This window comes from Pseudomonas sp. Sample_9 (genome assembly GCF_004307535.1).
In the GTDB taxonomy this organism is placed as follows: Bacteria; Pseudomonadota; Gammaproteobacteria; order Pseudomonadales; family Pseudomonadaceae; genus Aquipseudomonas; species Aquipseudomonas mercuritolerans.
In genome coordinates this window covers 1-19,974 of record NZ_RAZO01000204.1, presented here as the reverse complement: position 1 = coordinate 19,974, position 19,974 = coordinate 1, and the positions used below count along the sequence as shown (strand labels likewise).

The 19,974-nt window shown below is 60.5% G+C and carries 20 protein-coding genes and 1 pseudogene; 11 read left to right on the top strand and 10 right to left on the bottom strand.

The features are described from left to right. Positions 1 to 54 precede the first annotated feature (54 nt). On the bottom strand, positions 55 to 543 hold the full coding sequence (bkdR, locus tag D6877_RS11225; protein ID WP_041476986.1) for a Bkd operon transcriptional regulator BkdR: 489 nt from the start codon (positions 541 to 543) through the stop codon (positions 55 to 57). Between the two features lie 184 nt (positions 544 to 727). Between bkdR and D6877_RS11220 the strand changes: the two genes are divergently transcribed. The 5 genes from D6877_RS11220 to D6877_RS11200 all read left to right on the top strand — a co-directional run bounded on the left by D6877_RS11220 (position 728) and on the right by D6877_RS11200 (position 6,911). Continuing rightward, positions 728 to 1,963, top strand: a complete 1,236-nt coding sequence (locus D6877_RS11220) for a 3-methyl-2-oxobutanoate dehydrogenase (2-methylpropanoyl-transferring) subunit alpha (RefSeq protein WP_024013347.1) — start codon at positions 728 to 730, stop codon at positions 1,961 to 1,963. A gap of 1 nt (position 1,964) precedes the next feature. Beyond that, the gene (locus D6877_RS11215; protein WP_064390582.1) at positions 1,965 to 3,023 is read left to right on the top strand and encodes an alpha-ketoacid dehydrogenase subunit beta; all 1,059 of its coding nucleotides are present in this window, start codon (positions 1,965 to 1,967) and stop codon (positions 3,021 to 3,023) included. After that, positions 3,024 to 4,298, top strand: a complete 1,275-nt coding sequence (locus D6877_RS11210; RefSeq protein ID WP_130910811.1) for a dihydrolipoamide acetyltransferase family protein — start codon at positions 3,024 to 3,026, stop codon at positions 4,296 to 4,298. It abuts the gene before it with no gap. A 4-nt stretch (positions 4,299 to 4,302) separates the two neighbouring features. Then, positions 4,303 to 5,676, top strand: a complete 1,374-nt coding sequence (gene lpdA, locus D6877_RS11205; RefSeq protein WP_130910810.1) for a dihydrolipoyl dehydrogenase — start codon at positions 4,303 to 4,305, stop codon at positions 5,674 to 5,676. 215 nt (positions 5,677 to 5,891) lie between these two features. Further along, positions 5,892 to 6,911, top strand: a complete 1,020-nt coding sequence (locus D6877_RS11200; protein ID WP_039762213.1) for a branched-chain amino acid aminotransferase — start codon at positions 5,892 to 5,894, stop codon at positions 6,909 to 6,911. Positions 6,912 to 7,190: 279 nt separating this feature from the next. On the opposite strand, the pseudogene D6877_RS11195 reads toward D6877_RS11200, so the two are convergent. The 4 genes and pseudogenes from D6877_RS11195 to D6877_RS11180 all read right to left on the bottom strand — a co-directional run. Next, a pseudogene (locus D6877_RS11195) lies at positions 7,191 to 8,006 on the bottom strand (TIGR03915 family putative DNA repair protein); the annotation flags it as partial. Continuing rightward, positions 8,003 to 9,223: a putative DNA modification/repair radical SAM protein gene (locus D6877_RS11190; protein WP_024013352.1), complete on the bottom strand. Its 1,221-nt coding sequence runs from the start codon at positions 9,221 to 9,223 to the stop codon at positions 8,003 to 8,005. The gene D6877_RS11190 and the pseudogene D6877_RS11195, both read right to left, overlap by 4 nt. 166 nt (positions 9,224 to 9,389) lie before the next feature. Beyond that, entirely contained in the window at positions 9,390 to 10,709 is a 1,320-nt protein-coding gene (locus D6877_RS11185; protein WP_130910809.1) for an Nramp family divalent metal transporter, read from the bottom strand. A 105-nt stretch (positions 10,710 to 10,814) separates the two neighbouring features. After that, complete coding sequence (locus tag D6877_RS11180) at positions 10,815 to 11,351, bottom strand: chalcone isomerase family protein (RefSeq protein ID WP_130910808.1); 537 nt, start codon at positions 11,349 to 11,351, stop codon at positions 10,815 to 10,817. A 146-nt stretch (positions 11,352 to 11,497) separates the two neighbouring features. On the opposite strand from D6877_RS11180, the gene D6877_RS11175 reads away from it, so the two are divergent. Both D6877_RS11175 and D6877_RS11170 read left to right on the top strand, forming a co-directional pair. Further along, positions 11,498 to 12,271 carry a hypothetical protein gene (locus tag D6877_RS11175; RefSeq protein WP_130910807.1) on the top strand — a complete coding sequence of 258 codons (774 nt, stop codon included), beginning with the start codon at positions 11,498 to 11,500 and terminating at the stop codon, positions 12,269 to 12,271. 84 nt (positions 12,272 to 12,355) lie between these two features. Beyond that, on the top strand, positions 12,356 to 12,913 hold the full coding sequence (locus D6877_RS11170) for a hypothetical protein (protein ID WP_071172855.1): 558 nt from the start codon (positions 12,356 to 12,358) through the stop codon (positions 12,911 to 12,913). Here D6877_RS11170 and D6877_RS11165 read toward each other — a convergent pair. The 4 genes from D6877_RS11165 to D6877_RS11145 form a co-directional block, all read right to left on the bottom strand. After that, positions 12,903 to 13,619 (bottom strand): dienelactone hydrolase family protein, encoded by a 717-nt coding sequence (locus D6877_RS11165; RefSeq protein ID WP_130910806.1) that lies wholly within the window; start codon positions 13,617 to 13,619, stop codon positions 12,903 to 12,905. The genes D6877_RS11170 and D6877_RS11165 overlap by 11 nt on opposite strands. A 182-nt stretch (positions 13,620 to 13,801) precedes the next feature. Further along, complete coding sequence (locus tag D6877_RS11155) at positions 13,802 to 14,914, bottom strand: succinylglutamate desuccinylase/aspartoacylase family protein (RefSeq protein ID WP_130910804.1); 1,113 nt, start codon at positions 14,912 to 14,914, stop codon at positions 13,802 to 13,804. A 200-nt stretch (positions 14,915 to 15,114) separates the two neighbouring features. Next, positions 15,115 to 15,894, bottom strand: coding sequence for an ABC transporter substrate-binding protein (locus D6877_RS11150; RefSeq protein ID WP_024013359.1), 780 nt, complete (start codon positions 15,892 to 15,894; stop codon positions 15,115 to 15,117). Between the two features lie 335 nt (positions 15,895 to 16,229). Beyond that, the gene (locus D6877_RS11145; protein ID WP_130910803.1) at positions 16,230 to 16,658 is read right to left on the bottom strand and encodes a rhodanese-like domain-containing protein; all 429 of its coding nucleotides are present in this window, start codon (positions 16,656 to 16,658) and stop codon (positions 16,230 to 16,232) included. 101 nt (positions 16,659 to 16,759) lie between these two features. Here D6877_RS11145 and ftrA point away from each other — a divergent pair, with 101 nt between their 5' ends. The 4 genes from ftrA (at position 16,760) to D6877_RS11125 (ending at position 19,682) form a co-directional block, all read left to right on the top strand. Beyond that, the gene (gene ftrA, locus D6877_RS11140) at positions 16,760 to 17,734 is read left to right on the top strand and encodes a transcriptional regulator FtrA (RefSeq protein ID WP_130910802.1); all 975 of its coding nucleotides are present in this window, start codon (positions 16,760 to 16,762) and stop codon (positions 17,732 to 17,734) included. Positions 17,735 to 17,863: 129 nt separating this feature from the next. Beyond that, a complete protein-coding gene (locus D6877_RS11135; RefSeq protein ID WP_130910801.1) occupies positions 17,864 to 19,084 on the top strand; it encodes an S-type pyocin domain-containing protein in 1,221 nt (406 codons plus the stop codon). Positions 19,085 to 19,098: 14 nt separating this feature from the next. After that, positions 19,099 to 19,338, top strand: coding sequence for a pyocin S6 family toxin immunity protein (locus D6877_RS11130; RefSeq protein WP_130910800.1), 240 nt, complete (start codon positions 19,099 to 19,101; stop codon positions 19,336 to 19,338). Between the two features lie 8 nt (positions 19,339 to 19,346). Next, positions 19,347 to 19,682, top strand: a complete 336-nt coding sequence (locus D6877_RS11125) for a hypothetical protein (protein ID WP_130910799.1) — start codon at positions 19,347 to 19,349, stop codon at positions 19,680 to 19,682. A gap of 62 nt (positions 19,683 to 19,744) precedes the next feature. Here the strand turns inward: D6877_RS11125 and D6877_RS11120 are convergent. Then, on the bottom strand, positions 19,745 to 19,974 hold a 230-nt coding region (locus D6877_RS11120; RefSeq protein ID WP_178083671.1), incomplete at its 5' end, for an FKBP-type peptidyl-prolyl cis-trans isomerase.

Below are 19,974 nucleotides of genomic sequence, written 5' to 3'. Positions count from 1 at the left end.
ATTTGGAATGCGGTGCAACTGTAGGAGCTGCCGAAGGCTGCGATCTTTTGATCTTCATGCGCCCAGGGTCAGGCCATTCGCAGGCAACGGCAACGCCGTCTTGTACCGCACCTGCTTGAGCGCAAAGCTGGAGCGAATGTTCGCCACCCCCGGCACCTTGGTCAGAAAATCCATCATGAAGCGTTCCAGCGACTGGATGCTCGGCACCAGCACGCGGATCAGATAATCCGGATCACCCGCCATCAGATAGCACTCCATAACCTCGGGCCGGTCGGAGATCGCTTCCTCGAAATGCTGCAACGCTTCTTCCACCTGCTTTTCCAGGCTGACGTGAATGAACACATTCACGTGCAGCCCCAGCAGATCGGCATCCAACAGCGTGACCTGCTCGCGAATCAGGCCCAATTCCTCCATGGCCTTGACCCGGTTGAAGCACGGCGTCGGCGACAGGTTCACCGAGCGAGCGAGGTCGGCGTTGGTGATGCGCGCGTTCTCCTGAAGGCTGTTGAGAATGCCGATGTCGGTACGGTCCAGTTTGCGCATGAGACAAAACCACCTGTTTTTTATGTTTATGCAGAATTTCTATCTGCAAATGGTCGCCAGCGCAACGAAACACAGAGAAATATTCTTCTTGGCCACGCCTATGATTGTTGTAGGACAAGATTTCCTCATCCCGGAATGACTGCCAGCTCACTACAAGAAATTCACAAGATCGAGCGTAGAAGCCATGACCCAAGCGTATGAACCGCTGCGCCTGCACGTCCCTGAACCCTCGGGCCGTCCCGGCTGCAAAACCGATTTTTCCTACCTGCATCTGACCGATGCCGGTACGGTGCGCAAACCTCCTGTCGATGTAGAACCCGCTGACACCGCCGACCTCGCCCGTGGCCTCATTCGCGTGCTCGACGATCAGGGCAACGCCCTCGGCCCGTGGGCCGAAAACGTGCCGGTCGAGATACTGCGCAAAGGCATGCGCGCGATGCTCAAGACGCGCATCTACGACAACCGCATGGTCGTCGCCCAGCGGCAGAAAAAGATGTCGTTCTACATGCAGAGCCTCGGCGAAGAAGCCATCGGCAGCGCCCAGGCATTGGCGCTGAACATCGATGACATGTGCTTCCCGACCTACCGCCAGCAAAGCATTCTCATGGCCCGCGATGTGCCGCTGGTCGACCTGATCTGCCAGTTGCTGTCCAACGAGCGCGATCCACTGAAGGGCCGCCAGTTACCGATCATGTACTCGGTCAAGGACGCCGGTTTCTTCACCATCTCCGGCAACCTCGCCACTCAGTTCATTCAGGGCGTTGGCTGGGGCATGGCCTCGGCGATCAAGGGCGATACCAAAATCGCCTCGGCGTGGATCGGTGACGGCGCCACCGCCGAATCGGACTTCCACACCGCCCTCACCTTCGCTCACGTTTATCGCGCGCCGGTGATCCTCAACGTGGTCAACAACCAGTGGGCAATTTCCACCTTCCAGGCCATCGCCGGCGGTGAAGCCACCACCTTCGCCGGACGCGGCGTCGGTTGCGGCATCGCCTCGCTGCGTGTCGATGGCAACGATTTCTACGCGGTCTACGCTGCTTCCGCCTGGGCTGCCGAACGCGCCCGGCGCAACCTCGGCCCGACCATGATCGAATGGGTCACCTACCGCGCCGGCCCGCACTCGACCTCCGACGATCCATCGAAATACCGCCCTGCCGATGACTGGAGCCACTTCCCGCTCGGCGATCCGATCGCGCGTCTGAAACAGCACCTGATCAAGGTCGGTCACTGGTCGGAGGAAGAGCACAGCGCCGTCAGCGCTGAACTTGAAGCCGAAGTGATTGCCGCGCAGAAACAGGCCGAACAGTACGGCACCCTCGCCGGCGGGCAGATTCCAAGCGCCGCGACCATGTTCGAAGACGTCTACAAAGAGATGCCGGAGCACTTGAAGCGCCAGCGTCAGCAGTTGGGGATCTGACATGAACGATCACAACAACAATATTCAGTTGGAAACCGCCATGACCACGACCACCATGACCATGATCCAGGCCCTGCGCTCGGCCATGGATGTGATGCTTGAGCGCGATGACAACGTCGTCGTCTTCGGTCAGGACGTCGGCTACTTCGGCGGCGTGTTCCGCTGCACCGAAGGCCTGCAGACCAAGTACGGCACTTCGCGGGTGTTCGACGCACCGATTTCGGAAAGCGGCATCGTCGGCGTCGCCGTCGGCATGGGCGCCTACGGTTTGCGTCCGGTCGCTGAAATCCAGTTCGCCGACTACGTCTACCCCGCCTCCGACCAGATCATTTCCGAAGCGGCGCGCCTGCGTTATCGCTCGGCCGGCGAGTTCACCGCACCGATGACCCTGCGCATGCCTTGCGGCGGTGGCATCTACGGTGGTCAGACCCACAGCCAGAGCATCGAGGCGATGTTCACTCAGGTCTGCGGTCTGCGCACGGTGATGCCGTCCAACCCCTACGACGCCAAAGGCTTGCTGATCGCCTCCATCGAAAACGATGACCCGGTGATCTTCCTCGAGCCGAAACGCCTGTACAACGGCCCGTTCGATGGCCATCACGACCGCCCGGTAACCCCGTGGTCGAAACACCCGCAAGCCCAAGTGCCGGACGGTTACTACACCGTGCCGCTGGACGTTGCCGCGATTACTCGCCCGGGCAAGGACGTGACCGTGCTGACCTACGGCACCACCGTATACGTCTCGCAAGTCGCTGCCGAAGAATCCGGCGTCGATGCCGAAGTCATCGACCTGCGCAGCCTGTGGCCGCTGGACCTGGACACCATCGTCAAATCGGTGAAGAAAACCGGCCGCTGCGTGGTGGTTCACGAAGCCACCCGCACCTGCGGTTTCGGCGCCGAGCTGGTGTCGCTGGTGCAAGAGCATTGCTTCCATCACCTGGAAGCGCCGATCGAACGCGTCACCGGTTGGGACACTCCCTACCCGCACGCGCAGGAGTGGGCGTATTTCCCAGGGCCGTCCCGCGTGGGCGCAGCGTTGAAACGGGTCATGGAGGTCTGAATGGGCACGCACGTTATCAAGATGCCGGACATCGGCGAAGGCATCGCAGAAGTAGAGCTGTCGCAGTGGCACGTCAAAGTGGGCGATCTGGTGGTTGAAGATCAGGTGCTGGCGGACGTGATGACAGACAAGGCGATGGTCGATATTCCGTCGCCGGTGAATGGCAAGGTGATTGCCCTTGGTGGTCAGCCGGGTGAAGTGATGGCGGTCGGCAGTGTGCTGATCAGCATCGAAGTCGAAGGGGCTGGCAACCTTAAAGAGTCCGCCGCGCCCGTGCCCGTCAAAGAAGCACCGGTTGCGCCGAAAGTTGAAGCCGCTGTCGAGAGCAAACCCGCTGCAACCGCCGCACCACGTCCGGCTGCCGTTTGCCAAGGCCCGATGGTTGCTCGCGAAGCGGATGAACGCCCGCTCGCCTCGCCGGCCGTGCGCAAACATGCACTGGATCTCGGTATTCAATTGCGTCTGGTGCGCGGCACCGGCCCGGCCGGTCGTGTGCTGCACGAAGACCTTGAAGCCTATCTGGCGCAAGGTCAGTCGAACGCTTCGGCGCCGGCCGCTGCCGCTTACGCTCAACGCAACGACGAAGAACAGATTCAAGTGATCGGCATGCGCCGCAAGATCGCCCAGCGCATGCAGGATGCTACTCAGCGTGCCGCGCATTTCAGCTACGTCGAGGAAATCGATGTCACCGCGATTGAAGAACTGCGTGCGCACCTGAATGAAAAGCACGGTGCCAGCCGAGGCAAGTTGACCTTGTTGCCGTTCCTTGTTCGCGCGCTGGTCGTCGCTCTGCGCGACTTCCCGCAGATGAACGCCCGTTACGACGACGAAGCGCAAGTCATCACCCGCCTCGGCGCGGTGCATGTCGGCGTCGCCACGCAAAGCGATGTCGGCCTGATGGTGCCGGTGGTGCGGCACGCCGAAGCCCGCAGCCTGTGGGACAGCGCCGCGGAAATTTCGCGTTTGGCCAACGCCGCGCGCAATGGCAAGGCCAGCCGCGATGAGCTGTCCGGCTCGACCATCACCCTGACCAGCCTTGGTGCGCTGGGCGGCATTGTCAGCACGCCGGTGCTCAATCTGCCGGAAGTGGCCATTGTTGGCGTGAACAAAATCGTCGAACGGCCGATGGTGGTCAAAGGCCAAGTGGTGATCCGCAAAATGATGAACCTCTCCAGCTCCTTCGATCACCGCGTGGTCGACGGCATGGACGCGGCGCTTTTCATCCAGGCCATTCGTGGCTTGCTCGAACAACCCGCCACCTTGTTTGTGGAGTAATGGAATGCAGACTTTGAACACCACTTTGCTGATCATCGGCGGCGGCCCCGGCGGTTACGTCACGGCGATCCGCGCCGGGCAACTGGGCATCCCGACCATCCTGGTCGAAGGCCAATCGTTGGGCGGCACCTGCCTGAATATCGGCTGCATTCCGTCGAAAGCGCTGATTCATGTGGCTGAGCAGTTTCATCAGACGCAGCATCACAGCCAGCATTCGGCGCTCGGCATCAGCGTTGCCGCGCCGACCCTGGATATCAGCAAAAGCGTCGAGTGGAAGGACGGCATCGTTGATCGCCTGACCACTGGCGTCGCCGCGCTGTTGAAGAAAAACAAGATTCAGGTCATCAACGGCTGGGCGAAAATCATCGACGGCAAAACCGTGGAAGTCGGCGATACGCGTATCCAGTGCGAACATCTGGTGCTGGCCACCGGTTCGACCAGCGTCAACCTGCCGATCCTGCCGATTGGCGGACCGATCATCTCCTCCACCGAAGCGCTGGCGCCGACGGCTGTGCCGAAGCGTCTGGTGGTGGTCGGCGGTGGTTACATCGGCCTGGAGCTGGGCATCGCCTATCGCAAGCTCGGTGCCGAAGTCAGCGTGGTCGAGGCGCAGGACCGGATTCTGCCGGCCTATGACGCAGAACTGACGCAACCGGTGCATGAAGCGCTGAAGCAGCTGGGCGTGAAGCTGTACCTCAAGCACAGCGTGCTGGGCTTCGACGGCACGTTGCAGGTGCGCGATCCCGAAGGCGAAACCCTCAATCTGGAAACCGATCAGGTACTGGTTGCCGTCGGTCGCAAAGCCAACACCCAAGGCTTCAATCTCGAGGCGTTGAACCTGGACATGAACGGTTCGGCGATCAGGATCGACAGCCGTTGCCAGACCAGCATGCGCAACGTCTACGCCATTGGCGACGTGAGCGGCGAACCGATGCTCGCCCACCGCGCCATGGCTCAGGGCGAAATGGTTGCCGAGCTGATCAGCGGCAAGCGCCGCGAATTCAACCCGACCGCCATCGCCGCCGTGTGCTTTACCGACCCGGAACTGGTGGTGGTCGGCAAAACTCCGGACGAGGCCAAGGCTGCCGGGCTGGACTGCATCGTTGCAAGCTTCCCGTTCGCCGCCAACGGCCGCGCAATGACCCTGGAATCGAAAAGCGGCTTCGTCCGCGTGGTCGCACGTCGCGACAATCATCTGATTGTCGGCTGGCAAGCGGTGGGAGTCGGGGTTTCCGAATTGTCGACGGCATTCGCGCAGAGCCTGGAGATGGGCGCGCGCCTGGAAGACATCGGCGGCACCATTCATGCCCACCCGACCTTGGGCGAAGCGGTGCAGGAAGCGGCGTTGCGGGCACTGGGGCATGCGCTGCATCTGTAGGCCCTTTCGCGAGCAGGCTCGCTCCCACACTTGCAATGCATTCCCCTGTGGGAGCGAGCCTGCTCGCGAATTCTTGAGGGCAACACTATTTATCTGAGTGTCATCAGATAGTCCGGGCTGCGAAACCGCTCAAGAATGAAGTATTGTTGTGCCCATCCAAAAAAACGTCAGAAGCCTTGAACCGTTTCGGCGGTTGTTCAGTGATAGAGGGTGTCATGGGTAACGAAAGCATCAATTGGGACAAGCTGGGTTTTGACTACATCAAGACCGACAAGCGCTATCTGTCGTACTTTCGCGATGGCGAGTGGGACAAAGGCACCCTGACCGAAGATAACGTCCTGCACATCAGCGAAGGCTCCACTGCCCTTCACTACGGTCAGCAGTGCTTCGAAGGCATGAAGGCCTATCGCTGCAAGGACGGCTCGATCAACCTGTTCCGCCCGGACCAGAACGCCCTGCGCATGCAACGCAGCTGCGCCCGCCTGCTGATGCCGACGGTCGACACCGAGCAGTTCATCGAAGCCTGCAAAGCCGTGGTTCGCGCCAACGAGCGTTTCATCCCGCCTTACGGCACCGGCGGCGCGCTGTACCTGCGCCCGTTCGTGATCGGCGTCGGTGACAACATCGGCGTACGCACCGCGCCCGAGTTCATCTTTTCGATCTTCTGCATCCCGGTCGGCGCCTACTTCAAGGGCGGCCTGACCCCGCACAACTTCCAGATCTCCAGCTACGACCGCGCGGCCCCGCAAGGCACCGGTGCGGCCAAGGTCGGTGGCAACTACGCCGCCAGCCTGATGCCGGGCTCGAAAGCCAAGAAAGCCAACTTCGCCGACGCGATCTACCTCGATCCGATGACCCACACCAAGATCGAGGAGGTCGGTTCGGCCAACTTCTTCGGGATCACCCACGACAACAAGTTCGTCACCCCGAACTCACCATCGGTCCTGCCAGGCATCACCCGCCTGTCGCTGATCGAACTGGCCAAATCGCGTCTGGGCCTGGAAGTGGTTGAAGGCGACGTGCTGATCGACAAGCTGGCGGACTTCAAGGAAGCCGGTGCCTGCGGTACCGCTGCGGTGATCACGCCGATTGGCGGCATCAGCTACAACGATCACCTGCATGTGTTCCACAGCGAAACCGAGGTAGGCCCGGTGACCCAGCAGCTCTACAAAGAGTTGACTGGCGTGCAGACCGGCGACATCGAAGCGCCAGCGGGCTGGATCGTCAAGGTTTGAATTGACGACTGCTGATGCTCAAAAGCCCTCCACCGAATGATTGGTGGGGGGCTTTTTTGATTGTGGTTGTTGGTTTTTTTTGTGTAAGGCTGGAGATCTTTTCCCCCTCACCCCAGCCCTCTCCCCCAGTGGGGGCGAGGGGGAAAGGGAGCCGATCCGTGTGCTTTTCAACACGGAGTTCGACTCGGTGATTCACGTCGATGTATTCTGCGAGAACACCTCGGTCGGCTCCCTCTCCCTCCGGGAGAGGGCTGGGGTGAGGGTTTGCTTTTGATTTTTGGAGGTAATGCGTTTACCCGTCCGATCAGCAATTCCGCTCGCCTGCCCATTCTGCTGCTTGCCCATCCGCGCCTGGGTGATCAATCCCGGTATTAATTCGCCCTCCGGCAGATTCTTCCAGAACCGCACCGGCAGATGTCCTTGCATGACCTTCGGGTTCAACCGCGCCGGGTTGAAGATGTGGCTGTAGTAGGTCAACCACAAATCGCCGTGGGGGTCGTCGACGTTCTGCGCCAGTTGCTGCCATTCAATCGGGCACTGCCGCTCGTGGATCAACTGCTCACCGTCGTAGTACACACCATCGCGCGGCGTGGCGATCAACCAGCGATGCTGGCCCATGCGCCCGATGAAATGCTCGCTGGCGCTGTGCAGGATGTCATGGGCCGGTTCGTGCCACGCGACATATTGCGGGCCGGGCAGATCCTTTGGCCGCTCGATGAAACGCACGAATGCATGCAGATGATGGGCCTCGCGGCTGACCTGCTTGATGCGCCGCTGCAACTCGCTGCCGAGTTTGTCGCCGGCCATCATCGCCGTGCGGTCGCCGTGACTGACGCGCCACAGGACTTCATACAACAGGCTCCAGCGCTGTTCGCCGCGATAGCGCGCCGCGTGCTCGAGGGTGTCGAGCAGCGCGCGCGGGATACGCGCCTGAAACGGCCCCTGCCCTTCGGGCACGTGATCATCGCTGGCAAACAGATCGCCAACGCCTTCCGCCGCCCAGCTCACCAGACTCGGATCGATCTCATGGCTGAGCAACCAGCGCGCCTGCTGGCGCCAGGTGTCGAACAGATCGTCACAATCGAGACTGATCATCCCCACAACCCCATCTGCTGCGGCATCGGCCGGTCGCGCAATTGCTGGTAGAGCATGTGGCTGGTGACTTCCGCCTGTTGCGGGTGGTAATCGCTGGTGATGATGAACGGCTTGGCCTTGGCCAGCACACAGCGCATCCGCGCGACGTCTTCGTAACGGATGCGGCGCTGGCGGCGCAACTCGACCAAGCGCTCGGTGGTGCGCAAGCCAATGCCGGGGATGCGCGCGATCAACGTCGCGTCGGCACGGTTGAGGTCCAGCGGGAACACTTCGCGATTTTCCAGCGCCCAGGCCAGCTTCGGGTCAATATCGAGCGCCAGATTGCCCGGGCCTTTGAGCAGTTCGTCAGCGCTGTAGCCGTAGCTGCGCAGGAGGAAGTCAGCCTGATACAAACGGTGCTCGCGCATCAGCGGTGGCGCGGCGAGCGGTACGCTTTTCGGGCTGTCGGGGATCGGACTGAATGCCGAGTAATAGACCCGGCGCAGGCGGAAATTGCCGTACAGGGACTGGGCGCTGTGAAGGATGGTGCTGTCATCGGTGTCATCGGCACCGACGATCAATTGCGTACTTTGCCCGGCCGGGGCGAACTTTGCCGAGCGCGGCTCGTTCAATACTGTTTGCACGCCGGTGTAGATGGTGTTCATCGCTTGCTTGATCGAGGTGATGTCCTTCTCCGGCGCCAGCGTCTGTAGGCTGGCATCGGTGGGCAATTCAATATTGACGCTGAGGCGGTCGGCATAACGCCCGGCTTCTTCGATCAAGGCCGGATCGGCTTCCGGAATGGTCTTTAGATGGATGTAGCCGCGAAATTCGTGCTCTTCACGCAGCAGCTTCGCCACGCGCACCAGTTGCTCCATGGTGTAGTCCGCCGAGCGGATGATCCCGGAGCTGAGAAACAGGCCGCTGACGCAGTTGCGCCGGTAGAAATCCATGGTCAGCGTCACGACTTCTTCCGGGGTGAAGCGCGCACGCGGCACATCGCTGGAACGGCGGTTGACGCAATATTGGCAATCGTAAAGGCAGAAGTTGGTCAGCAGGATTTTCAGCAACGACACACAACGCCCGTCCGGCGTGTAGCTGTGGCAAATGCCCATGCCGTCCGTCGAACCGAGCCCGCTCTTGCCCTCGGAGCTGCGCTTGGGCGCACCGCTGCTGGCGCAAGAGGCGTCGTACTTGGCGGCGTCGGCGAGGATGCTCAGCTTGTCGATGATTTGCATGGCGCGGGCTCTTTACTGTGTGCATATACAGTATAGACTCGCCCGCCGCGAAACAAGTTGATGGATGACCCCTCGTCGGCTGGCCATCTGAATTGCGGCCAACCGCGCAACCAGTGGGAGCGAGCCTGCTCGCGAATAGGCCCTGCCAGTCACCGCAACTCAGTGATCAAACCGCCCACTGCAATATCAACCAGCTGTTCGCCCCGCTGATCAACACAAACAGCCCCCAGGCCAGCACCCGCGTGGGCCAGCGATTCACAAACGGCCCCATCAGCCGTTTGTCGTTGGTCATGCGGATCAGTGGGAACAGGGCAAACGGCAACTGCAGACTCAACACCACCTGGCTCAACACCAGCAACTTGCCGATCGCGTTATCGCCCATGAGCCATACGCCGATGAACGCCGGAATCAGCGCCAGCCCGCGAGTGATCAAACGCCGCTGCCAGCACGGGATGCGCAGGTTCAGATAGCCTTCCATGATGACCTGCCCGGCGATGGTCCCGGTGAAGGTCGAGCTCTGCCCCGAAGCGAGCAGCGCCACGCCGAACAACACACTGGCCAGCGCACCGCCCACCAGCGGATCGAGCAGGTGGTAGGCGTCCTGAATGTCGACCACATCGGTGTGCCCGGACTGGTGAAACGCCGCCGCTGCGAGAATCAGGATCGCCGCGTTGACCAGCAGCGCCAGGGCCAGCGAACCGATGGTGTCGATCCGCGCCAGTTTCACCGCGTCCCGCTTGCTCGCCAGGTCCTTGCCGATCATCCGCGTTTGCACGATCGAGGTGTGTAGATAAAGGTTGTGCGGCATGACGGTGGCGCCGAGGATGCCGATGGCCAGATACAGCGGCGCCGCATCGCTGATCGCGGACAGCGAGGGTTTAAAGCCCAGCGCCACGTCTGGCCAGTACGGTTTGATCAACAACAATTCGACGAAGAAACACACACCGATGGTCGCGACCAGCACCAGCATGATCGCTTCGAGACGACGGAATCCCCGGTTCTGCAGGGCCAGTACCAGTAGCGTGTCGAACGCCGTCAGGGCGATGCCGAAGGTCAGCGAACAGCCGAGCAGCAAGTGAAACGCCAAGGCGCAGCCGAGCACTTCGGCAAGGTCGGTGGCGATGATCGAGATTTCCGCCAGCAGCCATTGCAGGCGCGCGGTCGGCGTGCTGTAACGCTCGCGGGACAACTGCGCCAGATCGCGCCCAGTGGCGATGCCCAGCCGCGAACACAGGCACTGCACGACCATGCCGGCCAGGCTCGCCAGCAGCACCACGAACAACAGGCTGTAGCCAAAACGCGAACCAGCCTCGATCGCGGTGGCCCAGTTGCCCGGATCCATGTAGCCGATCGACACCAGCAAACCGGGGCCGGCGAAGCGCAGCACACGTTTGAAGAACGAGGCAGTCGGATCGACCGCAACACTGCCGGCCACTTCCGGCGGGCAAAACGGCGCGGTGGCGATTTTGGGCAAACTGAATTTCACGCACACATCCAGAAACAAAAACGGGAGCCCGGCAGCTTAGTCGTTTCGACCAAAGCCTTGAAGAGCAAAGATCGCAGCCTTCGGCAGCTCCTACGTCAGGAGCCCTTATTGGTTCGCGCCCAACAACTGCTCGCGCAACTCGGGACTGCGTGTTCGCGGATCGAGCCAGATAGCAAAAAACGCCTTGGCAAACTGCGGATCCTCAATCTCATGCTGGAGCTTCTGCCCGACAAAAAACCGCGCGCCCTGCCCCGGCAGATATACGCCGGTTATGCGTGTGCCGGCCTGTACATCGACGAACGATTGCTGCATCTGCACCTGCCAATCGGCCAATTGTGCCGGACTGACGCGGGGACCGCCGATGCGCTTGATCTCATCGACGCTGGTGCTGACCAGATCGTCTCGCGAGATGTTGCGCCGGTAGATCAGTTCCAGGGCAAACGGCTGGCCGTCCGCCAGAGGCCGCGCGGCACTCCACAAGCGCGCGCTGTAAACATCGAAGCCGAACACGCTGAAATCGCCACTGCCGATGATTTGCGCCCCTGGCACTGCGTCCTGCCAATTGGCCCACGTCGGCGTCAGCAACAGCGCCCATAAACCGATGCCACAACAGCCACGTACGAGCTTGGGTGTTCTGTTCATCGCCGTATCGTCTCCGATGCATTCTGATGATCAAAGCATAGCCGGATTCGCGCCTGAATTTTTGTATACAAAAATTGCGGACATAGGCAGCAATCTTTAATCGGCAGTGCTAACGTGGCTGATCCTGACCCGATGGAGACACCCGCGTGCTGATCCTCAAACTGCTGCTGATTCCCGGTTTTCTCCTGCTGATTTCCCTGGCGGGCAAACGTTGGGGGCCGAGCGTGGCCGGGTGGCTGTCGGGATTGCCAGTGGTGGTCGGGCCGATTCTGTTCTTTCTGGCGATCGAACAAGGGCCGCAATTTGCCGCGCAATCGGCGGTCGCGGCGCTGTCGGCAATGTTCGCGATGATCGCTTTCTGCATCACTTATGCGCAGGTGGCGCAGCGGGCGAACTGGCCGTGGGCGTTGACCATTTCACTGGCGGTTTGGGCCGCGCTGGCGACGGTGTTGTCGGTGATTCCGGCGTCCCTGCCGTTCTCGGTGATTGCGGCAGCGGTGGCACTGCTCGCTTCGCCTTATCTGTTCCCCGAGGTGCAGCCGGTGTTGAACGGGCCGGCACCGAAGTCGGACAAACTGATCTGGCGGATGATCGCCGGCGCGGCGCTGACGCTGGTGGTGACGATGCTCGCCAGCACCGTCGGCGAACGCTGGAGCGGCCTGCTCGCGGTGTTCCCGGTGCTGGGCAGCGTCATGGCGGTGTTCTCGCAACAAACCCGCGGCCCGGCGTTTACCGCTGCGTTATTGCGCGCAACGGCGACCGGCATGTATTCGTTTTCGGCGTTCTGCCTGGTGTCGGCCTTGACGCTGCCGACCATGGGCCTCAGCGGTTTTGTCGTAGGCGTGGCAGTGTCGGTGGCGATGCTCGGGGTGACCCGGCGTCTGCTGGCGCGGCCATTGGCCAAGGCGCAAGCGCAATAACCGCCCGGACGAATCGCGCTGGAACGCCCGGTACGCTCCGTGGGATGATCGCCCGCCTCGCGCGACCATTCACCGGAGATTCACATGTCATTGTTGAGCAAAAAAGCCGTCGTCCTGATGCTGGCGGCCGTCGCCGGTTTCGCCGCGATCAACGCGCACGCCGCCAAGGAAAAGGTCAAAACCGAGAAGGTGACGCTGCTCGACGGCAAATTCGCCTTCGTCCTGCCCAAAGGCTTTGTCGCTGACCCGCTGCCCGCCAGCCCAAGCGGGGCCAAGGGCACGATGTACACCAACCAGACCACCAAGACCGTGGTCATCGCCGCCGAAAACCAGATCCCGGCTGGGCAGAACGTCAAGGACAACGACGGTGAGTTTCTCGACGGCAGCGTGTCGAGTTTCATCGATGATCAGCGCAAGGCTCTGCCGGACTTCAACAAGCTCAGCGAGAAAAGCCTGACCCAGAAAGGCACCGGCCTGGGGTTGCGTCAGGTTGACAGCACCGCCACCCAGGGTGGTGGCCAAACCCTGAATACCACGCTGCTGGCCGGCTCGGGAACGAAGATGGCGCTGGTGCAGGTGATTTCCCGCGCCAGCGACAAGAAGGGTCACGATGCTTTGGTCAAAGCCATCGTCAAGGATTGAGCCGCTGCAACCAGCCGTTCAAATCGCGCAATTCGGCCGCACTGATGCTGTGGCCGACGCCCGGATACGCGTGAAACTCGGGTTGGTAATCGAGCTTGTGCAATAGCGTGTTGGCCTCGGTGCCGTGACGGTAAGGCACCGGATCATCAGCGGTGCCGTGGCCGATAAATATGCTCAGCGGCAGTGGCGCTTGCCCGGGCTTGAGTTCGGCTTTGAGCACCGGCAACAAGCGCCCGCTCAACGCGGCAAACCCGCCCACGACCGCTGGCGCGCGCAGGCCCACTTCGTAACTGATCATCGCGCCCTGGCTGAAGCCGATCAGGTACACCTTGTCCGGCGCGGCGTGATATTTCTTCGCCGCCTGGGCGATAAAGTCGCGCAGCTTCTGGCCGCTGACCTTCAGATCATCGGTCTCGCCGTTGTAGGCGCCTTCACCTTTCTTGCGAAACCACTGGAAACGTCCTTCACCCAACGTCATCGGTGCGCGCACGGAAAGGTAGTTGTACTGCGCTGGCAGCTGAAATTTCATGCCGATCAGATCGGCCTCGTTACTGCCGTAACCGTGCAGGAAAATCACCAGCGGACGTGGTTCAGCGTCGGCATGGACCTGTTCGAGGTATTTGAGCGGCAGATCGGATTGCAGGGTGGTTTGCGCGTGGACGGCGGTGGATGCGAGCAGGGTCAGCAGGGCGAACAATTTGAGCATTGCAGCGTTCCTTCACAGAGTGTCGGGTTCGCGGGGGAGCCTAACATTCTCGGCTGAGGATCCAAATTTTGTGGAGTGGCTGATGGCCCTTTCGCGAGCAGGCTCGCTCCCACCGTTGAAATGCGTTCCCCCTGTGGGAGCGAGCCTGCTCGCGAAGAGGCCCGCACCTTCACCGCAACCTGTCAGTCGTTGGTCAGCTTGCCCGTACGAAACGGCACCCGCCCCGCCACTTTCGCCTGCCAGATCCCCGGCTCGGTATAACGCCCGCGATCAAGCGCAAACAGCACCCCGCTGGTGCCAGCGCGCACGGTGGTCACGCGATCCTGCAACGGGTCAACAACCTCGAACAGCGCATCGCCCTGCTCTACCCACTCGCCGGCATTGCGCAGGAAACTGACCACGCCGTGGTGCGGGGCGAACAGGTATTCGGTGCCTTCGAACGGCAGACCTTCACAACATTCGCTCGGCGCCGCCGGCCATTCGCCGCTGATGAAACCCTGCTCGGCGAGAAAACCCAGGATCGCTTCGCAATTGGCCTGAGCCTGATCGACGCGAGTATCACCCATACTGCCCAGCTCCAGCGTCGTCGCCAGATTCGCCGCCGGAATCGCCGCGTTCGGGAAAGCTTTGGCCAGACGCAGCCACGGCGTCGAGCAGGATTCATCGAACGAGCTGCCGCCGGAGTCCTCGCAGAGCAACGCGACGCCCGCCTTCAGTCGCGCCGCCAATGATTGCCACTGCGGCCAGTGTTGCGGCAGCGCATAGAGGTGAATCGCAGCGTCGAAGTCGCAGTGCAAGTCGAGAGTGATATCGGCGTCGCAGGCGTGGCGCAGCAACAAGCGATGCAAGGCTTCCAGTTGCGAGGCCGGCGCCGGCAATTCTTCGAAGACCTGAGCCATGGCCTGGCGGATCAGCGCGACGTTGGCCTCGGCATCCGCGCCCAGACGCTCGCCAACCAGCGCTGCGACCGGGGCGCTGAGTTCGACGAATGCGCGGTTAAAATTCTTGCCGCTGCCCAATTCGAAGCGGCCCATGTGATTGCCTTGCAGATGCTGATCCAGGCCGATCGGATTGGCCACCGGCACCAGTTCGATAACGCCCTGCAAACGGCCCTGCCGTTCCAGTTCGTTCAAGCGCAACTTGAGTTCCCACGCGGTGCGCATGCCCGGCAGTTCATCGGCGTGCAGGCTGGCCTGGATATACACCTTGCGGCTGCCGGCGCCGTAGCGGAACACGCTGAGGGAGCGCTCGCTGCCCAAATGGCTCCAGGGCAGAACGTGGTCGATGCGTTGCATGAAAAACTCCTCAATAGCTGGGTTACGCAAATCCCTGTGGGAGCGAGCCTGCTCGCGAATGCGTCAGGTCAGACGATGACGATGTCGAATGTCAGACCGCTTTCGCGAGCAGGCTCGCTCCCACAGAGAATTTCCATCAATAAAAGAACATAAAAAAAGTGGCCACCGCGCAAACGGGGCCACTTTTTTTTCACGGCGTATTAATGGCCGTATACGTCAAAGTCGAAGTACTTGTCCTGGACTTTCTTGTACTCGCCATTGGCGCGGATTTCGGTGATGGCTTTGTTGAACTGCTCAGCCAGTGCGGTATCGCCCTTGCGCACCGCGATGCCAGCGCCGCCGCCGAAGTACTTGGCGTCTTCGTAGGTCGGGCCGACGAATTCGAAGCCTTTGCCGGCGTCGGTTTTCAGGAAACCGTCGCTGAGGTTGACCGAGTCGGCCAGCATCGCGTCGATACGCCCGGACACCATGTCGAGGTTGGCTTCCTGCTGCGAGCCGTAGCGCACCAGTTCGATCCCGGCCGGAACCAGCACTTCAGTCGCGTAACGGTCGTGAGTACTGGCGCGCAGCACGCCGACTTTCTTGCCCTTGAGTTCGGTCAGCGGGTCTTTCACGCCCGAGCCTTCCTTCATCACGAAACGTGCCGGGGTGTGGTAGTACTTGATAGTGAAATCGACGTTTTTCTTGCGATCGTCAGTGATGGTCATCGACGACAGGATCGCGTCGATCTTCTTCACTTTCAGCGCCGGGATCAGGCCATCGAACTCTTGCTCGACCCACGTGCATTTAACCTTCATCTGCGCGCACAGTGCGTCACCGATGTCCACGTCAAAACCAGTGAGTTTGCCGTCAGGGGTTTTCATCGAGAATGGCGGGTACCCGGCTTCGATACCGATGCGGATCGGCTTGGCGTCTTCGGCCACGGCGGTCAGGGACAACATCGACAGTGCCAGGGCACCGAACATCACTAGCTTTTTCATTTATTACTCCCGTGCGGAGGCTTTTATTGGCAGCTTTCGAGTCAGCGTTCGGTCATGGCGTTCTAACGGCAAAAACCGACGTGGCCGGCAGTCTATGGCGGCGCGCACGGAGGCAATTGTTTTTAAGCGACAAATACTTACAGAACATCGGCGCACGCATTGACGAGGGTCAACGCGTGCGCCGTGGTGGTGCGAAGGCTGTAGGACAAGACTGCTTTCAGAGCAAAAAACGCTGATTGCCTCTGTAGGAACTGCCGAAGGCTGCGATCTTTTGATCCTGTTTTTTTGAGATCAAGATCAAAAGATCGCAGCCTTCGGCAGCTCCTACAGAAACGTCAGCATTCGCAGGCGACAGGTGTGTTGGCGACTGACGCCGCGCTCAGTTCGAAACCCTCATCCAGCCATCCGGTGACGCCGCCGATCATCTCCTTGACCGGATAACCCAATGCGGCGAGTTTCACCGCAGCCTTGTTCGCGCCGTTGCAATGCGGCCCGGCGCAATAGACCACGAACAAAGTGTATTTCGGGTAATCGGCCAAGCGCTCCGCCGTGAGCAAGCGGGTCGGGATATTGATCGCGCCGGGCACATGGCCGCGCTCGAACGCCAATGGGCCGCGCACATCCACCAGAACAAAATCGACCTCCCCGGCCTCGTGGCTACTGAACACGTCGGAACAATCGGTTTCGAAGGTCAGACGATTGCTGAAATGCATCAGGGCAATCGCCGAAGGGGCGGCGGGAATTTCGCGAACCAAGCTGGTCATGCTGTGTTGCTCCTTTGTCTGTGGGGGATGAACAGACTTTATCGAGACGGCGCTTGCCGCTACAGTGGCGCGCAAGACACCGACCGGGAGATTTCCGCCAAATGCCCACTCAGCCCAATCTGGTTGCCATTCTGGCCTACGACGGCCTCTGCACATTCGAGTTCGGCATTGCCGTGGAGATCTTCGGCCTGGCCCGGCCAGAGTTCGACTTCCCTTGGTACGGACACGCGATCGCCGCGGTCGATAAAGGCCCGATGCGCGCCATGGGCGGGATTCAGGTGCTGGCCGATGGTGGCCTGGAACTGCTCGCCGCAGCGCGCACCATCGTCATTCCCGGCTGGCGCGACCGCAACGCCCCGGTACCGCCAGCGCTGATCGACGCGTTGCGTCAGGCCCATGACCGAGGCGCGCGGTTGCTGTCGATCTGCTCGGGCGTGTTCGTCCTCGCCGCCAGCGGCCTGCTCGACGGCCACCGCGCCACCACGCACTGGCGCTACACCGGTGAACTGGCGCAACGCTTCCCGGCGATCGAGGTCGATCCGGACGTGCTCTACGTCGACGCCGGTCAGCTGATCACCTCCGCCGGCAGCGCCGCCGGCATCGACGCCTGCCTGCACCTGGTAACCCGCGACTTCGGCACGCAGGTCGCCAACGCCGTTGCGCGGCGCCTGGTCATGTCGCCACAACGCACCGGCGGCCAGGCCCAATTCATCCCCACCCCGGTCAGCCCGACACCCCGCAGCGACCTGTCGCGCGTCATGCAATGGGCCCGCGAACGCCTGCACGAACCACTGGAAGTCCGCGATCTGGCCAGCGAAGCGGCGATGAGCGAGCGCACGTTTTTGCGGCGCTTCACCGAAGCCAGCGGGCAAACGCCCAAGGCGTGGCTGCAACATGAACGCCTGGCGCGAGCGCGGGAGCTGCTCGAGAGCACCCATCAACACACCGAGCAGATCGCCCAGCGCTGCGGCTATCGCTCGGTGGAGAGTTTTCGTGTGGCGTTTCGCAGCGTGGTGGGCGTACCGCCGTCGGTTTATCGGGAGCGGTTTGGGCGGGAGGGTAAGGCGATTTGTTGACCTGTCTGGTCATGGATTTGATCTTTTTGCAGTTGTAACAACTGCAACACTTTCAGACGCGTCCTACATCCATTACCCCTTCGTTGCTTTAGCGTCCGCTTCGTTTTTAAACAGCGGACAAGGACGCTCATGGCTCGCAAGAAAGACATCCCCCGGGTTCAAAACCCGCCAGAGGGAGATGGACACCACATCACCAGCCGCTACATGACAGCCAGCGAACTTGCTGAGCGCGAGGCCGCACAAGGCGCTTATGAAGACATGCTGGCGCGGCAGCAGTTTCACGAAGATCGACTTGGCAATCAGGCCATACGACAACAGCACTATTTAAGCGGCTGTGTGTTTGCGAAAAGTTGCAAGCTGCCGAACGGCGTCATCAATAATGCCAATCGATCCGGATTTATACCGGTTGGGAAAATTTCGGATTATGGAACGCTGTCCTTGCTAGCGGGGCGTGAGCGTGACTCGGCCGGGAATATCTCACTAAAGGCTGTTGGCGCCACCAATCTGCAGGCATCCATCGGAGCTTTTGCTCTCGGCAGCTCTGGCAGTCTGAGCGCCAGCACTGCGGCCGCCAGTACCACAAGCCTGGCTACCGGCGGTGTCGTCGCAGGCGGGTTGCTCGGATTGGTTGCGCTGCTGTGGCCTTCGAGTCTCGCCGATAGTGCTCTCTACTCAGAAGAGCAACTACAGTCCCTCGATACAGCTCGGACTCGGGTTCGATTGCACGTACAACAGCAGCCCGATGGGACGTTGAAAGGATACGGATACAACACTCAAACGCGCAGCGATTGGGAAATGATTCCTGTCGTCCAGTTCGCCAAGCAAGGCGCCTCGTACGTCGCAGATTTTGGCAATGGGTCGACCCTGCTCTGGACTCCCTCAGTAGACTCGTCACGCGGATCGGCAATTCCGCCGTTGGAAGGTGCCCCGCAGGTTCCACACATCTGGGTATATCCGCCGACCGAGCAGGCGGACAAAATCATTGTCAATCCGGTTTACCCGCCTGAATACCAGGACTTTATTCTGGTCTTTCCGGCTGACTCCGGAGTACAGCCTCTATACGTTGTGCTTTCAAGACCTGCTCTTGGCGGTGATATCAAATATCACCGGCCTCCCGTTTCTCTCCCAGCATACCCGGATACCTATCCCGTCAAATCCAAAAGCAGTGTTCAAGGTGGTGGCGGCAAGCGCAGCAGATGGAAAGACAAGAAAGGTCGAATCTATGAATGGGATAGCAAAACAGGCGCTATAGAACTCTATAACAAGCAAGGCAACCATTTAGGTGAGTTCAATCATGAAACGGGCGAGCAAATCGATCCTGCCGATCCCGAGCGATGGACTCCAAAGTGAAGAGGAATCAAGATATGTTTTTATGGATTAGTGGCTTTTTACCAGACGAAAGCGAGGACGATGCGCTCAAATTCGAGCTGACGGTAGACTCGAAATCTGAGCATCCGATATTGGCCGTAATGGGCTGGCCAGAACTAAGCCTAAGCCCTGACGGAGAATGGCTAATGACTGCGGAGCAAACTCAACGAATCAGCGAAATACTCGGAGAGCAATTGCCGAAGGAGCTGGATTTATTCATCGGCGTCAGGGGCTAGCGTCGACGGTGAGCATCATCTACCAGGATCCATCCATTTCCCGCGACGCGGCGATGACACGCATTGCAAGTGGCGTCGCCGAAAATGTGGTAACGGGCCTAGTGTCGATTGGTATGAGCGAAGAAGATCCAGTGTGGGCTCAGGCGATCTGCCTCCAATACCTCTCCAGCAAAACCGAGGCGATTGCTGCATCTGCCATCACCGCCCTGGGCCATATCGCTCGTCGGCATGGAAGACTGGATACCGAAACCGTTTTGCCTGCCCTTGAGAACGTAAGGCGTCGGATGCCCTCATTGCAGGGCATCATTCAGGACACGATTGACGATATAGAGATGTTCACCTGAGCATCCGGAGTTGCAAGCGTTTGGATGAGGGTGGCTTCATCCAGACGCACGTTCCTCAGACCTCAATCCTCCCGCGTCAAAACCTCCAACAACTCAATTTCAAACACCAGATTCGAATTCGGCGGAATCTTACCCATGGTCCGCTCGCCGTATCCCAGATGCGCCGGTACCAGCAATTTACGTTTGCCGCCGACCTGCATGCCCAGCAGCCCCTGATCCCAGCCTTTGATCACGCGGCCAGTGCCGATCACGCACTGAAACGGTTTGCCTCGGCTCCAGGACGAGTCGAATT

Excerpts from the sequence above, each read along its gene's own strand:
- bkdR (WP_041476986.1), bottom strand. The coding sequence starts at position 543 with ATGCGCAAACTGGACCGTACCGACATCGGCATTCTCAACAGCCTTCAG.
- D6877_RS11220 (WP_024013347.1), top strand. The coding sequence starts at position 728 with ATGACCCAAGCGTATGAACCGCTGCGCCTGCACGTCCCTGAACCCTCG.
- D6877_RS11215 (WP_064390582.1), top strand. The coding sequence starts at position 1,965 with ATGAACGATCACAACAACAATATTCAGTTGGAAACCGCCATGACCACG.
- D6877_RS11210 (WP_130910811.1), top strand. The coding sequence starts at position 3,024 with ATGGGCACGCACGTTATCAAGATGCCGGACATCGGCGAAGGCATCGCA.
- lpdA (WP_130910810.1), top strand. The coding sequence starts at position 4,303 with ATGCAGACTTTGAACACCACTTTGCTGATCATCGGCGGCGGCCCCGGC.
- D6877_RS11200 (WP_039762213.1), top strand. The coding sequence starts at position 5,892 with ATGGGTAACGAAAGCATCAATTGGGACAAGCTGGGTTTTGACTACATC.
- D6877_RS11190 (WP_024013352.1), bottom strand. The coding sequence starts at position 9,223 with ATGCAAATCATCGACAAGCTGAGCATCCTCGCCGACGCCGCCAAGTAC.
- D6877_RS11180 (WP_130910808.1), bottom strand. The coding sequence starts at position 11,351 with ATGAACAGAACACCCAAGCTCGTACGTGGCTGTTGTGGCATCGGTTTA.
- D6877_RS11170 (WP_071172855.1), top strand. The coding sequence starts at position 12,356 with ATGTCATTGTTGAGCAAAAAAGCCGTCGTCCTGATGCTGGCGGCCGTC.
- D6877_RS11165 (WP_130910806.1), bottom strand. The coding sequence starts at position 13,619 with ATGCTCAAATTGTTCGCCCTGCTGACCCTGCTCGCATCCACCGCCGTC.
- D6877_RS11155 (WP_130910804.1), bottom strand. The coding sequence starts at position 14,914 with ATGCAACGCATCGACCACGTTCTGCCCTGGAGCCATTTGGGCAGCGAG.
- D6877_RS11150 (WP_024013359.1), bottom strand. The coding sequence starts at position 15,894 with ATGAAAAAGCTAGTGATGTTCGGTGCCCTGGCACTGTCGATGTTGTCC.
- D6877_RS11145 (WP_130910803.1), bottom strand. The coding sequence starts at position 16,658 with ATGACCAGCTTGGTTCGCGAAATTCCCGCCGCCCCTTCGGCGATTGCC.
- ftrA (WP_130910802.1), top strand. The coding sequence starts at position 16,760 with ATGCCCACTCAGCCCAATCTGGTTGCCATTCTGGCCTACGACGGCCTC.
- D6877_RS11135 (WP_130910801.1), top strand. The coding sequence starts at position 17,864 with ATGGCTCGCAAGAAAGACATCCCCCGGGTTCAAAACCCGCCAGAGGGA.
- D6877_RS11130 (WP_130910800.1), top strand. The coding sequence starts at position 19,099 with ATGTTTTTATGGATTAGTGGCTTTTTACCAGACGAAAGCGAGGACGAT.